General features: G+C 73.2%; 18 protein-coding genes. 8 read left to right on the top strand and 10 right to left on the bottom strand.

The window, feature by feature from the left end; all coding sequences use genetic code 11:
- Positions 1-108: 108 nt before the first annotated feature.
- Entirely contained in the window at positions 109-1,512 is a 1,404-nt protein-coding gene (locus AB0H81_RS35470) for a PLP-dependent aminotransferase family protein (protein ID WP_358383759.1), read from the bottom strand.
- Here AB0H81_RS35470 and AB0H81_RS35465 point away from each other — a divergent pair.
- Entirely contained in the window at positions 1,511-2,770 is a 1,260-nt protein-coding gene (locus tag AB0H81_RS35465) for an aminotransferase class V-fold PLP-dependent enzyme (protein WP_358383756.1), read from the top strand. The genes AB0H81_RS35470 and AB0H81_RS35465 overlap by 2 nt on opposite strands.
- 331 nt (positions 2,771-3,101) lie before the next feature.
- On the top strand, positions 3,102-3,668 hold the full coding sequence (locus AB0H81_RS35460) for a hypothetical protein (RefSeq protein WP_358383753.1): 567 nt from the start codon (positions 3,102-3,104) through the stop codon (positions 3,666-3,668).
- On the opposite strand, the gene glk is transcribed toward AB0H81_RS35460, so the two are convergent.
- The 3 genes from glk to zwf all read right to left on the bottom strand — a co-directional run bounded on the left by glk (position 3,607) and on the right by zwf (position 8,223).
- Entirely contained in the window at positions 3,607-4,692 is a 1,086-nt protein-coding gene (gene glk, locus AB0H81_RS35455; RefSeq protein ID WP_358383751.1) for a glucokinase, read from the bottom strand. The genes AB0H81_RS35460 and glk overlap by 62 nt on opposite strands.
- A complete protein-coding gene (gene edd, locus AB0H81_RS35450; protein ID WP_358383748.1) occupies positions 4,689-6,629 on the bottom strand; it encodes a phosphogluconate dehydratase in 1,941 nt (646 codons plus the stop codon). The genes glk and edd overlap by 4 nt, the downstream gene beginning before the upstream one ends.
- Before the next feature lie 82 nt (positions 6,630-6,711).
- Complete coding sequence (zwf, locus tag AB0H81_RS35445; protein WP_358383763.1) at positions 6,712-8,223, bottom strand: glucose-6-phosphate dehydrogenase; 1,512 nt, start codon at positions 8,221-8,223, stop codon at positions 6,712-6,714.
- A gap of 149 nt (positions 8,224-8,372) precedes the next feature.
- Here zwf and AB0H81_RS35440 point away from each other — a divergent pair, with 149 nt between their 5' ends.
- Positions 8,373-9,551 (top strand): ROK family transcriptional regulator, encoded by a 1,179-nt coding sequence (locus tag AB0H81_RS35440; protein WP_358383746.1) that lies wholly within the window; start codon positions 8,373-8,375, stop codon positions 9,549-9,551.
- A 65-nt stretch (positions 9,552-9,616) separates the two neighbouring features.
- Here the strand turns inward: AB0H81_RS35440 and AB0H81_RS35435 are convergent, their stop codons facing one another.
- Both AB0H81_RS35435 and AB0H81_RS35430 read right to left on the bottom strand, forming a co-directional pair.
- Positions 9,617-10,147: a hypothetical protein gene (locus AB0H81_RS35435; protein WP_358383743.1), complete on the bottom strand. Its 531-nt coding sequence runs from the start codon at positions 10,145-10,147 to the stop codon at positions 9,617-9,619.
- A gap of 83 nt (positions 10,148-10,230) precedes the next feature.
- Entirely contained in the window at positions 10,231-11,013 is a 783-nt protein-coding gene (locus tag AB0H81_RS35430) for a DUF2470 domain-containing protein (RefSeq protein ID WP_358383740.1), read from the bottom strand.
- A 76-nt stretch (positions 11,014-11,089) separates the two neighbouring features.
- Here AB0H81_RS35430 and rpsD point away from each other — a divergent pair, with 76 nt between their 5' ends.
- A complete protein-coding gene (gene rpsD, locus AB0H81_RS35425) occupies positions 11,090-11,704 on the top strand; it encodes a 30S ribosomal protein S4 (protein ID WP_358383761.1) in 615 nt (204 codons plus the stop codon).
- Positions 11,705-11,781: 77 nt separating this feature from the next.
- Here the strand turns inward: rpsD and AB0H81_RS35420 are convergent, their stop codons facing one another.
- Both AB0H81_RS35420 and AB0H81_RS35415 read right to left on the bottom strand, forming a co-directional pair.
- Positions 11,782-12,597 carry an ion transporter gene (locus AB0H81_RS35420; RefSeq protein ID WP_358383737.1) on the bottom strand — a complete coding sequence of 272 codons (816 nt, stop codon included), beginning with the start codon at positions 12,595-12,597 and terminating at the stop codon, positions 11,782-11,784.
- A gap of 68 nt (positions 12,598-12,665) precedes the next feature.
- Positions 12,666-13,142, bottom strand: a complete 477-nt coding sequence (locus AB0H81_RS35415) for a nitroreductase family deazaflavin-dependent oxidoreductase (protein ID WP_358383734.1) — start codon at positions 13,140-13,142, stop codon at positions 12,666-12,668.
- A gap of 101 nt (positions 13,143-13,243) precedes the next feature.
- Here AB0H81_RS35415 and AB0H81_RS35410 point away from each other — a divergent pair, with 101 nt between their 5' ends.
- The gene (locus tag AB0H81_RS35410) at positions 13,244-13,555 is read left to right on the top strand and encodes a DUF4190 domain-containing protein (RefSeq protein ID WP_358383731.1); all 312 of its coding nucleotides are present in this window, start codon (positions 13,244-13,246) and stop codon (positions 13,553-13,555) included.
- Here AB0H81_RS35410 and AB0H81_RS35405 read toward each other — a convergent pair.
- Positions 13,478-14,188 (bottom strand): TetR/AcrR family transcriptional regulator, encoded by a 711-nt coding sequence (locus tag AB0H81_RS35405; protein ID WP_358383728.1) that lies wholly within the window; start codon positions 14,186-14,188, stop codon positions 13,478-13,480. The genes AB0H81_RS35410 and AB0H81_RS35405 overlap by 78 nt on opposite strands.
- Positions 14,189-14,249: 61 nt before the next feature.
- On the opposite strand from AB0H81_RS35405, the gene AB0H81_RS35400 reads away from it, so the two are divergent.
- Positions 14,250-14,996 carry an ATP-binding cassette domain-containing protein gene (locus tag AB0H81_RS35400; protein WP_358383725.1) on the top strand — a complete coding sequence of 249 codons (747 nt, stop codon included), beginning with the start codon at positions 14,250-14,252 and terminating at the stop codon, positions 14,994-14,996.
- Positions 14,993-15,730 carry an ABC transporter permease gene (locus AB0H81_RS35395; RefSeq protein WP_358383722.1) on the top strand — a complete coding sequence of 246 codons (738 nt, stop codon included), beginning with the start codon at positions 14,993-14,995 and terminating at the stop codon, positions 15,728-15,730. Before AB0H81_RS35400 ends, AB0H81_RS35395 begins: the two co-directional genes overlap by 4 nt.
- Before the next feature lie 33 nt (positions 15,731-15,763).
- Here AB0H81_RS35395 and AB0H81_RS35390 read toward each other — a convergent pair whose 3' ends face one another.
- On the bottom strand, positions 15,764-17,116 hold the full coding sequence (locus tag AB0H81_RS35390; protein WP_358383720.1) for a S8 family serine peptidase: 1,353 nt from the start codon (positions 17,114-17,116) through the stop codon (positions 15,764-15,766).
- Positions 17,117-17,283: 167 nt separating this feature from the next.
- On the opposite strand from AB0H81_RS35390, the gene AB0H81_RS35385 reads away from it, so the two are divergent.
- Positions 17,284-18,657: spermidine synthase (locus tag AB0H81_RS35385; protein WP_358383717.1), on the top strand; the 1,374-nt coding region annotated here is incomplete at its 3' end.

The following is an 18,657-nucleotide window of genomic DNA, read 5'->3' as shown; positions in this document are numbered from 1 at the left end:
CGAGAAGGGCCGGGCGACGGGCTGTTCTCTCGGGGCCTGGGCGTTCGGTCATGCCCTCAGGACACCGCGGATCGCCGAGACCGTACCCGAAGGCGGTCCGCGAAAGGCTCAGGACATCGCCTCGCCTACGGCGACACTCAGGCGTCGCGCGCCTTCGGCGAGTTCTGCGAGGTCGGCGGCGGCCGCGAAGTTCAGCCGCAGGCAGGTGGGGGGCGGTTCGGCGGGGAAGAATCGGCTGCCGCGGTCCACCGCCACGCCGTGGGCGCGTGCCGCGTCAGCCACGGCGGCGTCGTGCTGGCCGGGGGGCAGGTGGATCCACAGGTGCAGGCCCCCGGCCGGGTGGCGGGTGCGCCGCCAGTCCGGGACCTGACGGGCCAGAGCGTCAGCCAGCGCGGCCGCTCGTTCGCGCAAGGACGCCGACAGGGCGCGCAGGTGCCGGTCCCAGGCCGGGCCGCTGACCAGTTCGATGGCCGCCTCCTGCAGCGGCCGGGCGGTGAAGAAGTCATCGACGTAGCGCATCGCGCGCAGCCGCCGCGTGACCGGGCCGCGGGCGATCACCGCGCCGATGCGCAGGCTGGGCGAGGCCGGCTTGGTCAGCGAGGTGAGGTGGATGACGGTGCCGTCGCGGTCGTCGGCGACCAGCGGGCGCGGCACCGCCTGGCCGTGGCCGAGGAAGCGGGCGAAGTCGTCCTCGACGAGGAAGGCGCCGGCGGCGCGCGCCACTTCCACGACCTGCTCGCGCCGCTCGGGCGCGAGCACCGCGCCGGTGGGATTGTGGAAGGTGGGCTGGCAGTACAGCAGGCGGGCGCCGGTCATGGCGAAGGCGTCGGCCAGCAGGTCGGGACGGATGCCGGCCTCGTCCATCGGGACCGGCAGCGGGCGCAGGCCCGCCGCCCGTGCCGCGGCCAGCGCGCCCGGGTAGGTGGGCGACTCCATCAGCACCGGGCCGCCGGGCGCGACGATCGCCCGGAACAGCATCGACAGCGCGCCCTGACCGCCCCCGGTGACCAGCACGTCCTCGGCGCTCACCGCGCCGCCGGCCTGCCGGGCGAAGATCGCGCGCAGCGGCGCCAGCCCTTCCACGGGGGCGCGGTGCCAGGCGTCGGGACGGCGGGCCGCGCGCGCCAGGGCCGCCCCCAGCGCACGGACGGGCTGGAGCGAGGCGTGCAGGTAGCCGCCGGCCATGGAGATGCCCCCGCCGGGGAGCGGGGCGGACGGCTCGGCCGCGGCGTCCACGTCGCGTCCGGCCAGCGCGACCGCCTGCCAGGACGTGTCCGGCGCGCCACTGCCCGGGCCGGTGGGGCGGGCGGCGACGAAGGTGCCGCTGCCGGGACGGGTGACGACGGCGCCCTCGGCGGCCAGTGTGGCGATCGCGCGGGAGACCGTGGCCGGGCCGACCCGGTAGCGGTTGATCAGCTCCCGGCTGCTGGGCACACGGTCGCCGGGCGCCAGCTCCGCGAGCAGAGTTCGGAGGTTGGCGACAAGCGCTTCAGAAGTGCTACCGTCGGACATGAGAGCCGATAATAGCGCTACCGACATCAGCGGAGAAGCACTTCTCGCGCTGCGCGCCGACACCCCGGGCTGCGAACAGGTCGTGCACTTCAACAACGCGGGCTGCGGCCTGCTGCCCGACCCCGTCCTGCAGGTCATGCTCGACCACCTCAGGCTGGAGGCCGCCATCGGCGGCTACGAAGCGGCGGCCGCCCGCGCCGACCAGGTCCGCGGCTTCTACACCGAGCTCGCCGCCCTGATCAACTGCGGGCCGGACAACATCGCCTTCGCCGGCAGCGCCACCCACGCCTACTCCACCGCCCTGTCGGCGATCCCGTTCGAGCCCGGCGACGTCGTCCTGACCACCCGCAACGACTTCATCTCCAACCAGATCGCGTTCCTGTCCCTGCGCAAACGCCTCGGCGTGGAGATCGTGCACGCTCCCGACGCGCCGGAGGGCGGGGTGGACGTGGCGGCCATGGCCGCGCTGATGCGCGAGCACCGGCCCCGGCTCGTGGCCGCCACGCACATTCCCACCAACTCCGGACTGGTCCAGCCCGTCGCCGAGATCGGCGCGCACTGCCGCGAGCTCGACCTGCTGTATCTCGTGGACGCCTGCCAGTCGGTCGGCCAGTACCCCGTCGACGTGGCCGAGATCGGCTGCGACCTGCTCACCGCGACCTGCCGCAAGTTCCTGCGCGGGCCGCGCGGCTCGGGCTTCCTGTACGTCTCGGATCGGGTGCTGCGGGCGGGCTACGAGCCGCTGTTCATCGACATGCACGGCTCCCGGTGGGTCGCCCCCGACCAGTATCAGCCGGTCGAGACCGCGGCCAGGTTCGAGGAATGGGAGTTCCCCTACGCGGCCGTGCTCGGCTGCGCCGAGGCCGCGCGCTACGCCCGCCGGGTCGGCCTGGAGGCCATCGCACGCCGTACCCCGGTCCTGGCGGCCCGTCTGCGCGAGGGCCTTGGCGCCGTCCCCGGGGTTCGTGTGCTCGACCGCGGCCCTCAGTTGGGGGGCCTGGTCACGTTCGCCATCGAGGGCTGGCAGGCGCAGCCGTTCAAGGCGGCGATGGACGCCCGCGGCGTCAACTCCGCGCTCAGTCTCCGCGAGTTCGCCCAGTTCGACTTCGGCGACAAGGACGTCGACTGGTGCCTGCGCCTGTCGCCGCACTACTACAACACCGAGGACGAGGTCGACCGCGTGACGGCCGCCGTCGCCGAACTCGCCCGAGAAGCCCTGACCTCTCAGGTACGGACGGCGGGAAGTGCGGCGGCTTGACCTACGGCGCGTAGTTCCTGCCCGTCAGGGGTGCGGGCGGAGCGGGGAAACCCACCGTGAGCCGTCACGGCTGGGCGACCCGGTCCCCTACCGGTCGCGGTAGAGGTCCCGTCTCTCGGGCGACTGCTCGAGGCCGGCGGACCGGTAAGTGGCGACGGCGCCGACGTTGGAGCTCGGACAGCACACCTCGCGACGTCGGAGCGGACAGGAAGCCCGCCAGTCAACGAACTAGTACGCCTCGCCAGTGCGCCTTTTTGCGATGAGCCGGGGACATGGCTGCCGCACAGTGTTCCAGGGGGTTCGGAGAGACATCATCGAGGAGAACCAGCGAATGTTCAGCACCAACACGGGTCGTCGCATGTCCAGAAACGCGGGTATGGCCCTGGGGTTGGCCACTGTCCTGTTCACCGGCGCCGTGGCGCTGGCCGGACCGGCGTCGGCGGCCACCGTCACCGCGCAACTCGACAGCGGCAGGATCCTCGTCAACGGCAGCTCCGGGGACGACGGGATCGAGATCACCCTCAATCCGGCGGGCACCGTGGTGACCGTCAGCAACACGCTCGGCTCGGTCGCGGCCGGTTCCGGATGCACACAGGCGGGAGGCGCGGCGCAGTGCCCGGCCGGTGGGATCACTCGCGTCGAGGTGTTCGCGGGGGACGGCATCGACGCGATCCGCAACAACACGAAACTGCCGAGCACGCTCTCCGGCGACAACGGCATCGACACCGTCAACGGCGGTTCCGGCGCCGACGTCCTGTTCGGCGGTTTCGGTGACGACACGCTCAACGGCCGCGGCGGCAATGACCGTCTGATCGGCAGTGTCGGCACCGACACGCTCAACGGCGGCGCCGACACCGACCGTTGCGACGGCGAAGTCGAGACCAACTGCGAGCTGTAGGCAGTGGACGGACGGCGGGCGGGGACGGGACGGCGCTGAGCGGGGAACAGCGGGCGACGGCGGGGCCGTGGGCGCGCGCCCGCACCGCGGCCCCGGTCAACGCGGGCTGCGGGGCGACGATCAGCGATGTCGCGATGGCCGACAGGTACTCCGCCATGTCCGGGTTCGTGGCGAACCGCGCGCGGAACGGCCCGGTACGGACCCGGTCCGCGATCCGCGGCAGCACCCCGCCACCCAGGTAGACCCCGCCCCGCGCGCCCAGCGTCAGCGCGACGTTCCCCGCGAACGACCCCAGCAGCCCGCAGAACACCTCGACCGTCTCCGCGCACAACGGGTCGTCCGCCCGCGAGACGATCGCCGACGCCGTGTCCTCGACCGGCGGGACGCCCCTGACCTCCGCCAGCGCCCGGTACAGCCGCACCAGGCCCGGACCCGAAAGGACGTGCTCGGCCACCACCTGGCCGCCCGGCACGCCGGGCATGTGCGCGCGCCTGAGCACGCGCAGCACCTCCAGCTCCCGCTCGTCCTGGACGGGCAGCGTCACGTGCCCGCCCTCGCCCGGGACCGGCACCCAGCCGCCGTCCACCGGCACCAGCCCGGCCACGCCGAGCCCGGTGCCGGGGCCGAGCACCGCCTTCACCCCGTCCGCCGGGGGAGGGCCGCCCAGCGGCGCGAGGTCGTCGCCCTCCAGGTGCGGCAGCGACACCGCCAGGGCCTCGAAGTCGTTGAGCAGCGCCACCTCCGGCACGCCGAGGTCGCGGGCCGAGCCGGACCAGGGCAGGTTCGTCAGCGCGTAGCGGTCGCCGTCCACGGGCCCGGCCAGGGCCAGGCACGCGGCCCCGGGCCGCGCGCCGCCCGCGTGGTCGGCGAGGTAGGCGGCCACGGCCTCCGGCAGGCCGCGGTGCTCGGCCCCGGCCAGGACCGCGACGTGCGACGGCCGCGCCCCCGGCGACGTCACCAGGCCGAACCTGGCGTTGGTGCCGCCGACGTCGGCGACCAGCCACGGGTAGGCGAAAGCGCTCACCCGGCGACTCCGGCGCGGGCCGCGTCGGCGAGGCCGGTCTCCAGGTGGGAGGCGCCGGCCTCCACCGGGAAGCCGAGCCCCGGCCCGTGGTGCGGCGACTCGGCGCCGCTGACGCCGAAGACGCCCGCGCCCTGCTCGGCGTGCCCGGCCATGCGGCGGAACGCCGCGAACAGCTCACGGCCCGTGCCCACCCACTCCGCGTCGCTGAGCTGGCGGCCGGCAGGTGTACGCCGCGCCAGCTCCTCGGCCGGCACCAGCAGCTCCAGCGTCCCGGCCGCGGAGTCCAGCCTGATCACGTCGCCCTCGCGGACGAGCGCGATCGGGCCGCCGTCGGCCGCCTCGGGCGACAGGTGGATGGCCGCGGGCACCTTGCCGGACGCGCCGGACATGCGGCCGTCGGTCACGATCGCCACCCGCTGGCCCCGGTCGAGCAGCACGGCCAGCGGCGGGGTGAGCTTGTGCAGCTCCGGCATGCCGTTGGCGCTCGGCCCCTGGTAGCGGATGACGGCGACGAAGTCCTGCCCGTCGAGCTCGCCGGCCTCGAACGCGCGCAGCAGGTCGAGCTGGTCGTCGAACACCTTGGCCGGCGCCTCGATCACCAGATGCTCCGCCTTGACGGCCGACACCTTGCTCACGGCCCGGCCGAGGTTCCCGTCGACCATGTGGATGCCGCCGTCGGCGGAGAACGGGGCGGAGACGGGAGCCAGGACGTCGAGGTCGGCGCTGCCGCCCGTGACCTCCGACCACACCAGCGCGCCGTCCTCCAGCGCCGGGGCCGAGCGGTAGCGGCCGAGGCCGCGCCCGGCGACCGTCATCACGTCCTCGTGCAGCAGGCCCGCGTCGAGCAGGTCGCCGATGAGCACCTGCATGCCGCCGGCGTCGCGGAAGTGGTTCACGTCCGCCTGGCCGTTGGGGTAGATGCGGGTGAGCGACGGCACGACCTTCGACAGGCACGCCAGGTCGTCCCAGGTGAGGACGATGCCGGCGGCGGCGGCCATGGCCACGAGGTGCAGCGTGTGGTTGGTCGAGCCGCCGGTGGCCAGCAGCGCGACGCACGCGTTCACGATGGCCTTCTCGTCGACCAGCTCGCCGAGCGGCGTGTACTCGGAGCCGTGCGCGGTGATCTCCACGGCGCGGCGGCCGGCCGCCTCGGTGAGCGCGTGCCGCAGCTCGGTGTGCGGGTTGACGAACGTCGAGCCCGGCAGGTGCAGGCCCATGACCTCCATGAGCGCCTGGTTGGAGTTGGCGGTGCCGTAGAAGGTGCAGGTGCCGGGGGAGTGGTACGACTTGGCCTCGGCGTCCAGCAGCTCGCCGCGGCCCACCTTGCCCTCGGCGAACAGCTGCCGGGTGCGCGCCTTCACCTTGTTCGGCAGCCCGGACGTCATGGGGCCGGCCGGCACGAAGATCGCCGGCAGGTGCCCGAAGTGCAGCGCGCCGATGAACAGCCCCGGCACGATCTTGTCGCAGACGCCCAGCAGCAGCGTCGCGTCGAACATGTCGTGCGACAGGGCGATCGCGGTCGCCATGGCGATCACGTCGCGGCTGTAGAGCGACAGCTCCATGCCGGGACGGCCCTGCGTGATGCCGTCGCACATGGCCGGCACGCCGCCCGCCACCTGCGCCACGCCGCCGGCCCGCCGCACGGCCGCCTTCAGCTCCGGCGGGTACGTCTCGTACGGCTGGTGCGCGGACAGCATGTCGTTGTAGCTGGTCACGATGGCCACGCCGGGCTTGGCGGCGCCCATGAGGGCGGGCTTGTCCTCGGCCGGCGCGGCGGCGAAGCCGTGGGCCAGGTTGGCGCAGCCGAGGTGGGCGCGGGCCGGGCCGTTGGCGCGCGCGGCCTCGCCGGCGCGGCGGACGCGGTCGAGGTAGACGGTCCGGCTGGCGCGGCTGCGCTCGGCGATCCGGTCCGTGATCTCCTGGATGACGGGGTTCATGGACGCTCCTTCGTCGGGCACACGGCCGCGTTCGGGTTCTCGGTCGCGTTCGGCTTCACGGTCGGGCGGTGGTCGCGGGCGGTCATGAGAGGTCCTCGTGCCAGGCCCGGCCGCTGCGGGCGAGCAGCTCGTGGGCGCCGGCGGGCCCGGCCGAGCCCGCCGGGTACGGCTCGGGCAGCTGGTCCGACGCCTCCCAGGTGGCGAGGATGGGGTCGATCCACCGCCAGGCGGCCTCGACCTCGTCGCGGCGCATGAACAGCGTCGGGTTGCCGGCCAGCACGTCCATGAGCAGCCGCTCGTACGCCTCCGGGACCCGCGCGGTGAACGTCTCGCCGAAGCTGAGGGTCAGCGGCACCGGCTTGAGCGTGACCTCGCCCGCGCCCGGCTCCTTGGCCATGATGTGCAGCCTGATGCCCTCCTCGGGCTGGAGGCGCAGGACGAGGCGGTTGGGCGTGCCGCCCGGGAAGATGGAGTGGGGGACGTCCTTGAACTGGACGACGATCTCCGAGACGCGGCGCGGCAGCCGCTTGCCGGTGCGCAGGTAGAACGGCACCCCGGCCCAGCGCCAGTTGCGGATCTCGGCGCGGATCGCGGTGAAGGTCTCCACGCGGCGCGACTCGTCGGTGGGCGGGGTGGAGGCGGGCTCGTCCAGGTAGCCGGGCATGTCGCCGCTCTCGACGTACTGGCCGCGCACGGTGAACCGCTCGACCTCGCCGCCGGTGATCGGCCGCAGCGCCTGCAGCACCTTGACCTTCTCGTCGCGGATCGCCTCACGGTCGTTGCGCGCCGGCGGCTCCATCGCGGTCAGGCAGAGGAGCTGGAGCAGGTGGTTCTGCACCATGTCCCGCAGGGCGCCCGCGTGGTCGTAGTAGCCGCGCCGGCCGGGCGTGCCGACGGTCTCGGCGGCGGTGATCTGGACGTGGTCGATCCACAGCGAGTTCCAGATCGGCTCCAGGAAGGCGTTGGCGAAGCGGAGCACGAGCAGGTTCTGCACGGTCTCCTTGCCCAGGTAGTGGTCGATGCGGAAGATCTGCCGCTCGTCGAAGATGGCGCCGACCTCGTCGTTGATGCGTTGGGCGCTGACCAGGTCGTGGCCGAGGGGCTTCTCCAGCACCACGCGGGAGCGGGGCGTCACCAGGCCCGCGGCGGCCAGTTCGCGGCAGAACGCGCCGAACGTGCGGGGCGGGCTGGCCAGGTAGAACACCCGGTCGCGGTCCTCGTGCCCGGCCAGCAGCGCTGACAGGGCGTCCCAGCCGGACCGGTCGGCGCCGCCGTCGGAGGCGCGGCCGCCCACGTCGATCGACACGTGGTGCAACCGGTCCAGGAAACGCCGCCACACCTCGGGATCGCCGCCGGGGATCCGGTCGCGTACCTCGGCGTCCACCTTGCCGCGGAAGTCGGCGTCGGTCAGGCCGCCGCGGGACATCGCGATCACCCGCGTGCCGGGGGCGAGCCGTCCCTCCCGGTCGCCGTGGTACAGCGCCGGCAGCAGCTTGCGCATGGACAGGTCGCCGGTGCCGCCGAAGACGACGAGGTCGGCGGTGTGCGCGGTTTCGGGGACGGCGGGTGCGGTGGCACCGGGTGACGAGGTCAGGGGGGACACGACGAGGACTCCGTTGATCTATCAAGAAGGACAGAACGGACACTAGCCAGAGTTCGGTTCCCAGACAAGCAGAGTTTTGGCATGTGAGATAAAAAAGTCGCGACTTTTCATTACCTAATGTCCTGTGATTCACTTAGCCGATGCCTCGACGTACCGCCGCGACCCTCGCCACGAGTGGCGAGGTGCTGCGCCTCATCCGCTCCGGTGAGGCGGTCACGCGGGCCGACCTGGGCCGGGTGACCGGCCTGTCGCGTCCCGCGGTCCAGCTGCGCGTCGGCGAGCTGATCGAGCGCGGCCTCGTCGTGGAACGGGCCGACGCGCCCTCCACCGGGGGACGCCCGCCCGTGCGGCTGGAGTTCAACGCCGCCGGCGGGGTGGTGCTGGTGGCCGCGCTGGGCGCGAGCCGCACCCGCGTCGCCGTGTGCGACCTCGCGGGCCGGGAGCTGGCCGGGCGCGACTTCGCCATCGACGTCGAGCAGGGCCCCGACGTGGTGCTGCCGCTGCTCCTCGACACCTGGGACGAACTGCTCGGCGAGCGCCCGCGCGAGGACGTCAAGGGCGTCGGCATGGGCGTGCCCGCCACGGTCGAGTTCGCGCGGGGCCGCACCGAGAGCGTGCGGGTGATGGCGTCGTGGACCGGCGTGCTCATCCCGCCGATCGTCCGCGAGCGGTTCCCGGTGCCCGTCCTCGTCGACAACGACGTCAACGCGCTGGCCATCGGCGAGCACCGCGACGTCTACCCCGACCTCGACGACCTCATGTTCGTCAAGGTCTCCACACGGATCGGCGCCGGCGTCATCGCGGGCGGCGGGATCCTGCGCGGCGCGCTCGGCGCGGCCGGCGAGATCGGGCACATCCCGGTCCGCGACGGCGGCGGCGTCCTGTGCCGCTGCGGCAACGTCGACTGCGTCGACTCCGTCGCCAGCGGCACCGCGCTGCTGCGCGAGCTGCGCGCGGCCGGCAAGGACGTCAAGACGATCGCCGACGTGACGGCGCTCGTGCGGGCCGGCGACGCCGAGACCATGGCCACCGTACGCGAGGCGGGGCGGCGCATCGGCGAGGTCCTGGCCGGCGCGGTCAACATCCTCAACCCGTCGGTGGTGGTGCTCGGGGGAGACGTGGCCGAGGCGTTCGGCCCGCTCGTGTCGAGCATCCGCGAGGTCGTCTACCGCCGCTCGACGGCCCTGGCCACGCGCCGCCTGCGCATCGAGCCGAGCCGCCTGGGCGCGGGCGCGGGCATCAGCGGGTGCGCGGTGATGGTGCTGGACAGCGTCCTGTCACCGGAGGCCGTCGACGAGAGCCTCGCCCACCCCTCCTGACCCCGCCCGGGTCCCTCCGGGTGGTCGACTCCACGGCATGGCCGTTCTGTGCGGCCTGCCCGTGCTCAGTCCGCGGCGTGGCCGTTGCCGTTGCCGGGGCGCCTCGTGTGGCCCGGCGGGGTGTGGCCGGCGGGGTTGGTGGGGGCGTCCGCGACGACGTCCGACAGCGTGGGCGCGGGCGTCGGCGCGACGACGGCCGGCCTGCGGGAGCGCGCCGGGGTGACCGACGCCTCGCCGGGCGTCACGGGCGACGCGGTCGTGGTGTGCCGGCGGGGGGCGGGGGTGACGCGGGCGGTGCGGGGCGGCCGGGTGACGGTGGGCCGGGCCGTGCGGACGACACGGGGCGACGACAGGGTCGTGGGCTCGGGGCCGTGCTGGGCGGGGCGCGTCACCGGGACGCCGGCCGTGCTCACCCGCGTGGCCCCGGCCGTGACCGGCGCCGGAGGCCGCGCGCCGCCGTCGGGCAGGCTGACCGGGGACAGCGAGGCGCCGCCCAGCTCGCCGAGGCCGAGGATCGCCGCCGCGCTCAGCATCACCACGCCGGTCAGCACACCGGCGGCCATCAGGACACGTCTGCGCGGCTCGGTCTCGGTCACAGCCGCCGATGATAGTGAGTGCCGGGAGGCGGATGGGCCATCCCGCGACAATCGTGATCAAGATGGTGGCCGCCGCGGCCGGCTCAGCAGGTGCACATCAGCCCGCGCAGCGCGAGCTCGAGGTCGTGGCCGGTGCGCACCGTCCCGGACCACGGGAAGCGGACCAGCGCCTCCTCCACGCGCACCGTCGCGCCGTACCTGTCGAGCTCCCACAGCCACACCTCGCCGCACCCTGCGCCCGCCGGGGCGCCGGCCGCCGCCCCGCATCCGGTCACACCATGACCGCGCTGAGCGGGGCCGCCCGCGAGGGCGGGCTCGCCGAGCAGGGTGGCGACGCCGTTCGCGAGCTGCGCCCGGTGCGCCTCGTTGACATGGGCGAGGACGCGCTCGGCCGTCTCCGCGAGCGGGTCGGCGGCGGCGTCGAGGTACTCGTCCGCGTCCAGGACGCCCGACTCCTGCCCCGTCAGGTACACGACCTGCGCCACGTCCAGCCGCAGGAGCCGCGGCGCGGACGGCTCGCCGTACCGCTCCAGCGCCGTGAACAGCGCCTCGTCCGCGCTGCGTGCCGCGACCGCGACGGCCGCCGCCCGCGCCTCCTCCGCCGGCACGGCCAGCGCCCACCCCTGCACCTCCAGCAGCCCGCGCGGATGCTCGGCCTCGCCCAGGCGGCGTGTGGCGGTGAGGTTGACCGCCACCACGGCGTCGTCGCGCAGCCGGTGCAGCGGCTCGCCGGCCCGCACCAGCAGCACGGGCCGGCCGCGCTCGTCCACGCCGCCGGTCGCTGGGGAGGGGACGCCGTCGAGGGACACCCGGGCGACGGTGGAGGTCGCGGCGAGCGTGCGGACGCGTTCGGCGATGGGCGGCATGGCGGCTCCTTGAGATCAACGTGAAGACTAGGTTAGCCTTACCTAAGTAAGGATTACCTAATCACATGAGGTGAACGTGCGCTACACCGGTCCCAAGGTGCGGCTGTCCCGCCGCGCGGGCGTGCCACTGACCAGGAAGGCCATCCGCTACTTCGAGCAGCGCCCCTACCCGCCGGGCGAGCACGGCCGTAAGACCAACCGCCGCACCACCGGCGACTACGGCCTGCGCCTGCTGGAGAAGCAGAAGCTGCGCTGGTACTACGACGTGTCCGAGCGGCAGCTGCGCCGCTACTGGGACCTGGCCGTGCGCAAGCCCGGCGCGTCCGGCGCCGAGCTGGTCACGCTGCTGGAGAGCCGCCTGGCCTCCCTCGTGCTGCGCTCCGGTCTCGCGCCGTCCATCTACGCGGCCCGCCAGTACGTCACGCACGGCCACATCGCCGTGGACGGCCGCAAGGTGGACATCCCCAGCTACCTCGTCAAGCCCGGCCAGGTCGTCTCGGTCCGGGAGCGGTCGCGGCGCATGCAGCCCTTCGTGGCCGCGGCCGAGGGCGTGCACGCCGACGAGCGGATCGCGCCCTACCTGTCCGTCGACCACGCCGAGCTGCGCTTCACACTGACGGACCGGCCGCAGCGCGAGCACATCGCGGTGCCGGTGGACGAGCAGCTCGTCGTGGAGTTCTACTCCCGCTGAGCCCCTGGACGCTGGGCCCTCTGGAAGCCGAGCCGCCTGGAAGCCGAGCGCCCTCGCAGGGGCGCCGGAGGGCGCCGTCACCCCTGGCGGGGCCCGTCGAGGACGCCGTCGCGCCGCAGGGCGGCGACCTCGCGGCGCAGCGCCGCCAGCTCGTCCAGGATGGCGCGGGTGGAGGCCGCCGAGTCGTCGCCGAGCCCGCGCGGCTCGGCGCGCTCGGACGCCGCCTCGTCGTCCATCGCGCTCACGACCACCGCCATGAACAGGTTGAGCACGATGAACGTCGAGACCAGGATGAACGCGGTGAAGAAGATCCAGGCTGACGGGTGCAGGGTCATCACGTCCCGGGCGATGTTGCCCCAGTCGTCGCCCGTCATGGTCTGGAAGAGCGTGAACAGCGAGGTGGGCAGGCTGCCGAAGCGCTCGGGCGCGGCCCCGCCGTACAGCTTGGTGGCCATCACCCCCGCCACGTACAGCACCAGGGCGAGCAGCACCACGATGGAGCTCATCCCCGGCATGGCGCGCAGCAGCGCCGACACCACGCGGCGGAGGCTGGGCACCACCGACACGAGGCGCAGCGCCCGCAGGATCCGCAGCGACCGCAGCACCGACAGGCCGCCGCTCGAGGGGATCAGCGCGACGGCGACGATCAGCGCGTCGAAGATGTTCCACGGGTCGCGCAGGAAGCGGGCCCGCTCGGCGTAGACCTTGGCGAGCAGCTCGGCGACGAAGACGTAGAGCGCGGCGTGGTCGATCGCCTTGAGCGTCGCGCCGTGCCGCGCCGCGACCGTAGGCACCGTCTCCAGGCCGAGGGCGGCGGCGTTGACCAGGATGACGACGACGATGAGCTGCTGGAAGCGGCGGCTCGTGACGACGGCGTGAACGCGTTCGCGCACGGGTGGGGGCTCCTATGGATCTCGCTGGTACCCCACCATCATCGCGTAAACGATCATATGGAGGATCATCACCTCGGGGTGAGGCGGAAGATCCTCAGCTCCCTGCCGCCCGACGTCTCCACGTACCGGTTGTAGAGCGGCCACTGCTCCACCAGCCCGCGCCAGGCCTCCTCGCGCTCCTCGCCGGTCAGCAGCCGGGCCGTGACGGGGATCTCGCGGCCCTTGTAGGAGACCGCGGCCTCGGGCGTCTTCATCAGGTTGCCGGTCCAGGCCGGGTGCTTCTCGCGGCCGAAGTTGCTGCCGACGACGAGGAAGCCGCCGCCGGGCTCGGGCCGGCAGGCGAGCGGCGAGTGGCGCGGCTGCCCCGTCTTCGCGCCGGTGGTGATGAGCACGAGCGACGGCACCACGCGGTCGCTGCTGATCACCTTGCCGCGGGTCAGCCGGTAGAGGGCGCGGTCCAGCTTGGGGACGAACCGGGGGCCGACCTTGAGGAACCAGTCGGTCGAGGCCATCCACTGGGCGAAGGGCTTGAGGACCTGCATCATGCCGCGAGTGTAGCCGTAGCAAGCGCTAGGTCAAATGCCTGGGCGGTCGCCTTCGTGGTATAAAAAACCGGCTGTCAGGCGACGATGAGGGGCGAGCGCAGATGTCGTATCCGAACTACGGGCCCTCCCCGTACGGGCCCCCGCCCCAGACCCACCCCAACGGCACGACGATCCTCGTGCTGGGCATCCTCAGCCTGGTCGTGTGCGGCCTGCTCGGCCCGTTCGCCTGGGTGATGGGCAACAAGGCGCTGAGCGAGATCGACGGCAGCGGCTACTACTTCGAGAACCGCGGCATGGTGCAGGCCGGTCGCATCTGCGGCATCGTCAGCACGTGCCTATGGGCGGCGATGATCGCCCTCTACGTCGTCATCTTCCTCGTCGCCGGCGGTCTCGCCGTTTTCAGCAACAACTAGCGGGCGCCGGCCGTAGCCGCCGATCCCCGACTCCAGCAGGTCGAAGAGCGCGGCGGCCTGCTCGCGCATCCACGCCTGCGTCTCGCGCGGGCTCTCTCCGGCCGTCCGGCGGCGCAACGCGTGCCGTGACAGCAGCCGCGTCGCGTCGAGGATCTGCGCCGCCACCAGCTCGGGCCGCACGTCGTCGGGATCGGCGCCGGTCTCGTCCGCGATGACGGCCGCCACACGCGCCATCACCTGGTGCTGGATCTCCCGCGTCCGCGCCGTCAGCGTGGGGCTCTCGGCCACCACGCGCCCCCACACCTCGGCCCCCTCGTTGAAGCCGTAGCGCCAGTCGCCGGTGTCCATCGCGTCGAGGAAGTCGCGCCGGTAGGCGTCCACCACGCTCTCTCCCGGCCTGCGCTCGCGGATGACCCGTTCGTAGATCTCCTCCAGATCGCCCTGCCGGTCGAGGAAGAGGTCCTCCTTGGTGCCGAAGTAGTTGAAGACGGTGTTGACCGACACGTCGGCCGCGCGCGCCACCTCCGCCACCGTGACGTCGTCGAAGCCGCGCATCAGGAACAGGCCCGTCGCCACGTCGGAGATCCGCCGGCGGGTCTCCCGCTTCTTGCGCTCGCGCAGTCCTTCCTCCATACCGCCATGCTACCCAACTTGCAGTCACACCAAATTTGGAGCTACTTTAAATTTGGAGGCGATGAACTTGATCGAGACCAAGGGTCTGTCGAAGACCTTCAAGGGCGGCGTCGAAGCCGTCACCGGCGTGGACATCACGGTCGAGGCCGGCCAGATCGTGGGCTTCCTCGGCCCGAACGGCGCCGGCAAGACCACGACCATGCGCATGCTCACCACGCTCCTGGCCCCCACCTCGGGCACCGCGACCGTCGCGGGCCGCGACCTGCTCACCGACCCGGCGGGCGTGCGGCGGCGCATCGGGTACGTCTCGCAGGCCGGCGGCGTCAACCTCGCCGCCCCGGCGGCGGGTGACCTGGAGCTGCAGGCCATGCTGCACGGCCTGAGCAGGGAGGAGGCGCGCGGACGCGTCGCCGAGGTGCTGGCCCGGCTGGAGCTCGCCGGCATGGAGCACCTGCCCGGCGGAGCGCTGTCGGGTGGACAGCGCCGCCGCTTCGACCTGGCGTTCGGGCTGCTGCACCGGCCGCCGCTGCTCTTCCTCGACGAGCCCACCACGGGGCTCGACCCCCAGAGCAGGACCCACCTCTGGGACCACATCCGCGCGCTGCGCGCCGACCACGGGATGACGGTGTTCCTCACCACGCACTACCTCGACGAGGCCGACGCGCTCTGCGACCGGCTGCTGATCATCGACGGCGGGCGGATCGTCGCCGAGGGCAGCCCGGCCGAGCTGAAGACCGGCGGTCGCACCCTCGACGACGTCTTCCTCGACATCACCGGCCGCTCGCTGCGCGAGGAGGTGCCCGCGTGATCGGGTCGGCGGCTCGCGACACGTGGCTGCTGTTCCGCCACGACCTCGCCGTCACGCTCCAGCAGAAGGTCGGCGTCGTCTTCGGGGCGATCCAGCCGCTGGTGTTCCTCGTCCTGTTCGGACCCCTGTTCGCCAGGATCGGCACCTGGGAGACGCTCGTGCCCGGCCTGATCGTGCAGCTCGGGCTCATGAGCACCGGCATGGCCGGGTTCGGCGTCGTCTTCGAGCGGCGCTTCGGGGTGCTGGAACGGCTGCGCGTCACCCCGGCCAGCCGCCTGGCGCTGCTGCTCGGCCGGGTGCTCAACAACGTCGTCACGCTCGTCGTGCAGACCGTGCTGCTCGTCGCCGTCGGTTACGCGTTCGGGCTGCGGGCGCCGGCCGCCGGCCTGCTGGCGGGGCTCGCGCTGGTCGTCGTGCTGGGCGCGAGCCTCGCCTCGCTGTCATACGCGGTGGCGCTCACCATCGACGAGAACCTGTTCGCGCCCGTGATGAGCACGATCGTGATGCCCCTGGTGCTGCTGTCCGGGTCGTTCCTGCCGATGTCGATGGCGCCGGCCTGGCTCGACGCGCTCTCGCGCCTCAGCCCGTTCCGGTACGTGCTGGAGGCGCTGCGCGACCTGTTCGCCGGGCACTACGCCACCGTCACGGTGGGGCTGGGCGTGGCGGTGACGGCCGTGCTGGCCGTGGTCAGTGTCACCGTCGGCACCCGCGTGTTCAGCCGCGAGAACGCCTGAACACGCGGGCATGGCCCCGGTGGGGTGAGAAGGTCAGGCGGCGGACCGGCGCCGCAGCGCCGCCAGGATCCCCTCCGGGTCGATGACCCCGTACCCGTAGTCGAAGTCGAAGCCCACCTCGCTGCGGTCGTCGGCGGTGCGGCGCAGCAGCGCCCGCAGCTGCGACGGCGACAGCCGGGTGGACGGCCAGCGGGTGCGGACCGCCGCGACGAGCCCCGCGGCGACCGGCGTGGCGGCCGAGGTGCCCGAGTCGGGCTCGGCCTCCCCGAACGCCCGCGAGCCGGAGAAGTGCGTGTAGGCGCACACGTCCGGCTTGCGGGCGGTCAGCCGCCCCGGCCCCTGCGAGGAGTAGCCGACCCGCTCACCGCCGACGTCGACGCCGCCGACGGACAACGCCTTGGCGTGGGAGTTGGCCCCCACGATCGGCCGGTCGGAGTAGCGGCAACGGCCGTCGCGGCACTGGCGGCCGCAGTTGCCCGCCGCGAACAGCACGTCGGCCCCCGCCTCGTCCAGAGCGGTGACCATGAGGTTGAACGGGTGGGCCGGGTTGTCGGAGTAGTTGCCCGGATGGCCGACCGGGAAGTCCCACTCGGGGGAGAACGACCCCCACGAGTTGGAGACCACCAGGGCCCGCGTCTCGGCGGGCTGCGCCTCCAGCACCCCGCGCAGGTGCGCGAACGCGGCCACCGCGTCCGACAGCAGCCCGTCGAGCGCCGAGCCGCCGGGGCGGCGCGACAGCAGCACCGGCACGTCCACCAGCGTGGCTCCGGGGGCGCCGATGAGCGTGTCGAAGGCGCACATCGTGCCGTGGTCCACCTCGAACTCGCCCGGCCGCCCGTCGACGCCGGCCGGCACCCAGCTCCGCGCCGCGTCGAGGATGACGTCCCTGCCGAGCTGCCGCCTGGTGTGGGCGAGGTTGATCCCGGTGTCGAGCACGGCCAGCGCCACGCCGGCCCCGTCGAGCCCCTCGGCGCGCAGCGCGTCGGCGCCGAGCAGCCGCTCCACGTCGTGCCAGGTGCCGACGGGCGGGTCGCCGCCGCAGGTCAACGTGGTGTGGATGACCGGGTCGGCGAAGACGCCGGTGACGTCGGGCCGCAGCGAGGACAGCATCGCGACGCGGGTGGTCAGCTCGTCGTCGGCGATGACGCCGCGCACCAGCACCGAGGCGTCCTCGGCGGCCAACGAGAAGCCGAGCGGCTGGTTGAGCGACAGCGGGTCGCCGCCGGGCCGCGGCACCGGGCGCGGCAGCGCCACCGGCGCGTACGCGGGGTCGAGCGCGACGCCCGGCAGGCCGTCGGCCACGTCGGCCACGGTGGCGCTCCGGCCGGGATCGACGACGGCCTCGACGACGTCGGGGGAGGGGCGGAGCTGGATGAGCACGCGCATGGGGTCACCACCCGGGGGATCGAAGGAACGGACGCCCCCACATTCCTGCATCCGCGGGGGCGCGTCCAGCGGTTCGCGAACGGCTGACCTGCTGAAACATCACCAACCGGGCGAAGCGGCCGCTGCGGGCTTCCGCCGGGCCGATCCGTTCACTACGGTGAGGCGGCATGACGCTCCAGGCCCCCCAGGCGCGCACCCGTGACCATTGGCTGGCGGTGCGGCCGAGACTCGTGCTCGCCAGCGCGTTCATGCTCTTCCTGGAGCTGGCCCTGATCCGCTGGACCGGCTCGAACATCGTCCACCTGAGCTACTTCACGAACTTCGTGCTGCTCGGCTCGTTCCTCGGCATCGGCCTCGGCTTCCTGCGCGTGGGCCGGGCCAAGGGCCAGCCCTACTACTCGCCCGTCGTGCTGTTCGGGCTGGTCGTCCTGGTCATCATGTTCCCGGTCACCGTCGACCGCGAGACCGAGGGCGTCCTGTACTGGACGAGCCTGGCCACCAAGGGGCCGCCCGCCTGGCTCATCCTGCCGGTGATCTTCTGCGCGGCGGCGCTCGTCCTCATGGGGCCCGCCGAGCTGGTCGGCCGGTGCTTCCCCGAGTTGCCGCGCCTGGAGGCCTACCGCTACGACCTCATCGGCAGCCTCGCCGGCATCGCCGCCTTCACCGCGCTGTCCTTCCTCAGCGCGCCGCCCGTCTTCTGGGGCGCCGTCGCGGCGATCGCCTACGGGGTGCTGCTCACACCGCGCCCCCTCGGGTCCTACCTCGGGCTCGTCACCGTGCCGTCCCTCGCCGTCGTCGCGCTGCTCCTGGCCGAGACCTTGACCGCCGGCGCGCTGTGGTCGCCGTACTACAAGGTCACCTACCGGCAGTTCGACCAGCTCGGCGTGCCGGTGACCGACATCGCCGTCAACGGCATCCCGCACCAGCAGGCCGTGCCCGCCGCCGCCCGGCTCCAGTGGGAGCGCCAGTACGGCCTGCCGTACGAGCGGGCCGCCACGCCGCCCCGCGACGTGCTCATCGTCGGCGCGGGCAGCGGCACCGACGTCGCCATCGCCCTGTCCAAGGGCGTCTCCCGGGTCGACGCCGTCGAGATCGACCCCAAGCTGCGCGAGCTGGGCGGCTCCAAGCACCCCGACCACCCCTACGACGACCCGCGGGTGACCACGCACATCACCGACGGCCGCGCCTTCCTGGAGCGCACCTCGGCCAGGTACGACCTGATCCTGTTCGCGCTGCCCGACTCGCTCACGCTCGTGTCGGGGGCCAGCTCGCTGCGCCTGGAGAGCTACCTGTTCACCGAGGAGGCCATGCGGGCGGCCCGCGACCACCTCAAACCGGGCGGCGCCTTCTCCATGTACAACTACTACCGCGAGAGCTGGCTGGTCGACCGGCTGGCCTCGACCGTGAAGGCGGCCTTCGGCCACGACCCGTGCGTCGACGTCGTCAGCACCGCCGGGCAGCAGGCCGTCATCACCGCCGGCCTCACCCCCGCCGCGCAGCGCTGCGCCGCGCCGTGGGCCGGGCCCACGGCCGCCACCCCG

Origin of the sequence: Nonomuraea sp. NPDC050691 (genome assembly GCF_040654455.1) — a bacterium.
GTDB lineage: Bacteria > Actinomycetota > Actinomycetes > Streptosporangiales > Streptosporangiaceae > Nonomuraea.
The sequence above is the reverse complement of the archived record's forward strand: the minus strand, read 5'-3'. Positions and strand labels throughout refer to the sequence as shown.

What these genes read in the sequence shown, in the direction of transcription:
- AB0H81_RS35460 (WP_358383753.1), top strand. Translation starts at nt 3,102, where the DNA reads ATGTTCAGCACCAACACGGGTCGTCGCATGTCCAGAAACGCGGGTATG.
- AB0H81_RS35470 (WP_358383759.1), bottom strand. Translation starts at nt 1,512, where the DNA reads ATGTCCGACGGTAGCACTTCTGAAGCGCTTGTCGCCAACCTCCGAACT.
- AB0H81_RS35465 (WP_358383756.1), top strand. Translation starts at nt 1,511, where the DNA reads ATGAGAGCCGATAATAGCGCTACCGACATCAGCGGAGAAGCACTTCTC.
- edd (WP_358383748.1), bottom strand. Translation starts at nt 6,629, where the DNA reads ATGAACCCCGTCATCCAGGAGATCACGGACCGGATCGCCGAGCGCAGC.
- AB0H81_RS35390 (WP_358383720.1), bottom strand. Translation starts at nt 17,116, where the DNA reads ATGCGCGTGCTCATCCAGCTCCGCCCCTCCCCCGACGTCGTCGAGGCC.
- AB0H81_RS35400 (WP_358383725.1), top strand. Translation starts at nt 14,250, where the DNA reads ATGAACTTGATCGAGACCAAGGGTCTGTCGAAGACCTTCAAGGGCGGC.
- AB0H81_RS35410 (WP_358383731.1), top strand. Translation starts at nt 13,244, where the DNA reads ATGTCGTATCCGAACTACGGGCCCTCCCCGTACGGGCCCCCGCCCCAG.
- AB0H81_RS35440 (WP_358383746.1), top strand. Translation starts at nt 8,373, where the DNA reads ATGCCTCGACGTACCGCCGCGACCCTCGCCACGAGTGGCGAGGTGCTG.
- AB0H81_RS35415 (WP_358383734.1), bottom strand. Translation starts at nt 13,142, where the DNA reads ATGATGCAGGTCCTCAAGCCCTTCGCCCAGTGGATGGCCTCGACCGAC.
- AB0H81_RS35405 (WP_358383728.1), bottom strand. Translation starts at nt 14,188, where the DNA reads ATGGAGGAAGGACTGCGCGAGCGCAAGAAGCGGGAGACCCGCCGGCGG.
- AB0H81_RS35430 (WP_358383740.1), bottom strand. Translation starts at nt 11,013, where the DNA reads ATGCCGCCCATCGCCGAACGCGTCCGCACGCTCGCCGCGACCTCCACC.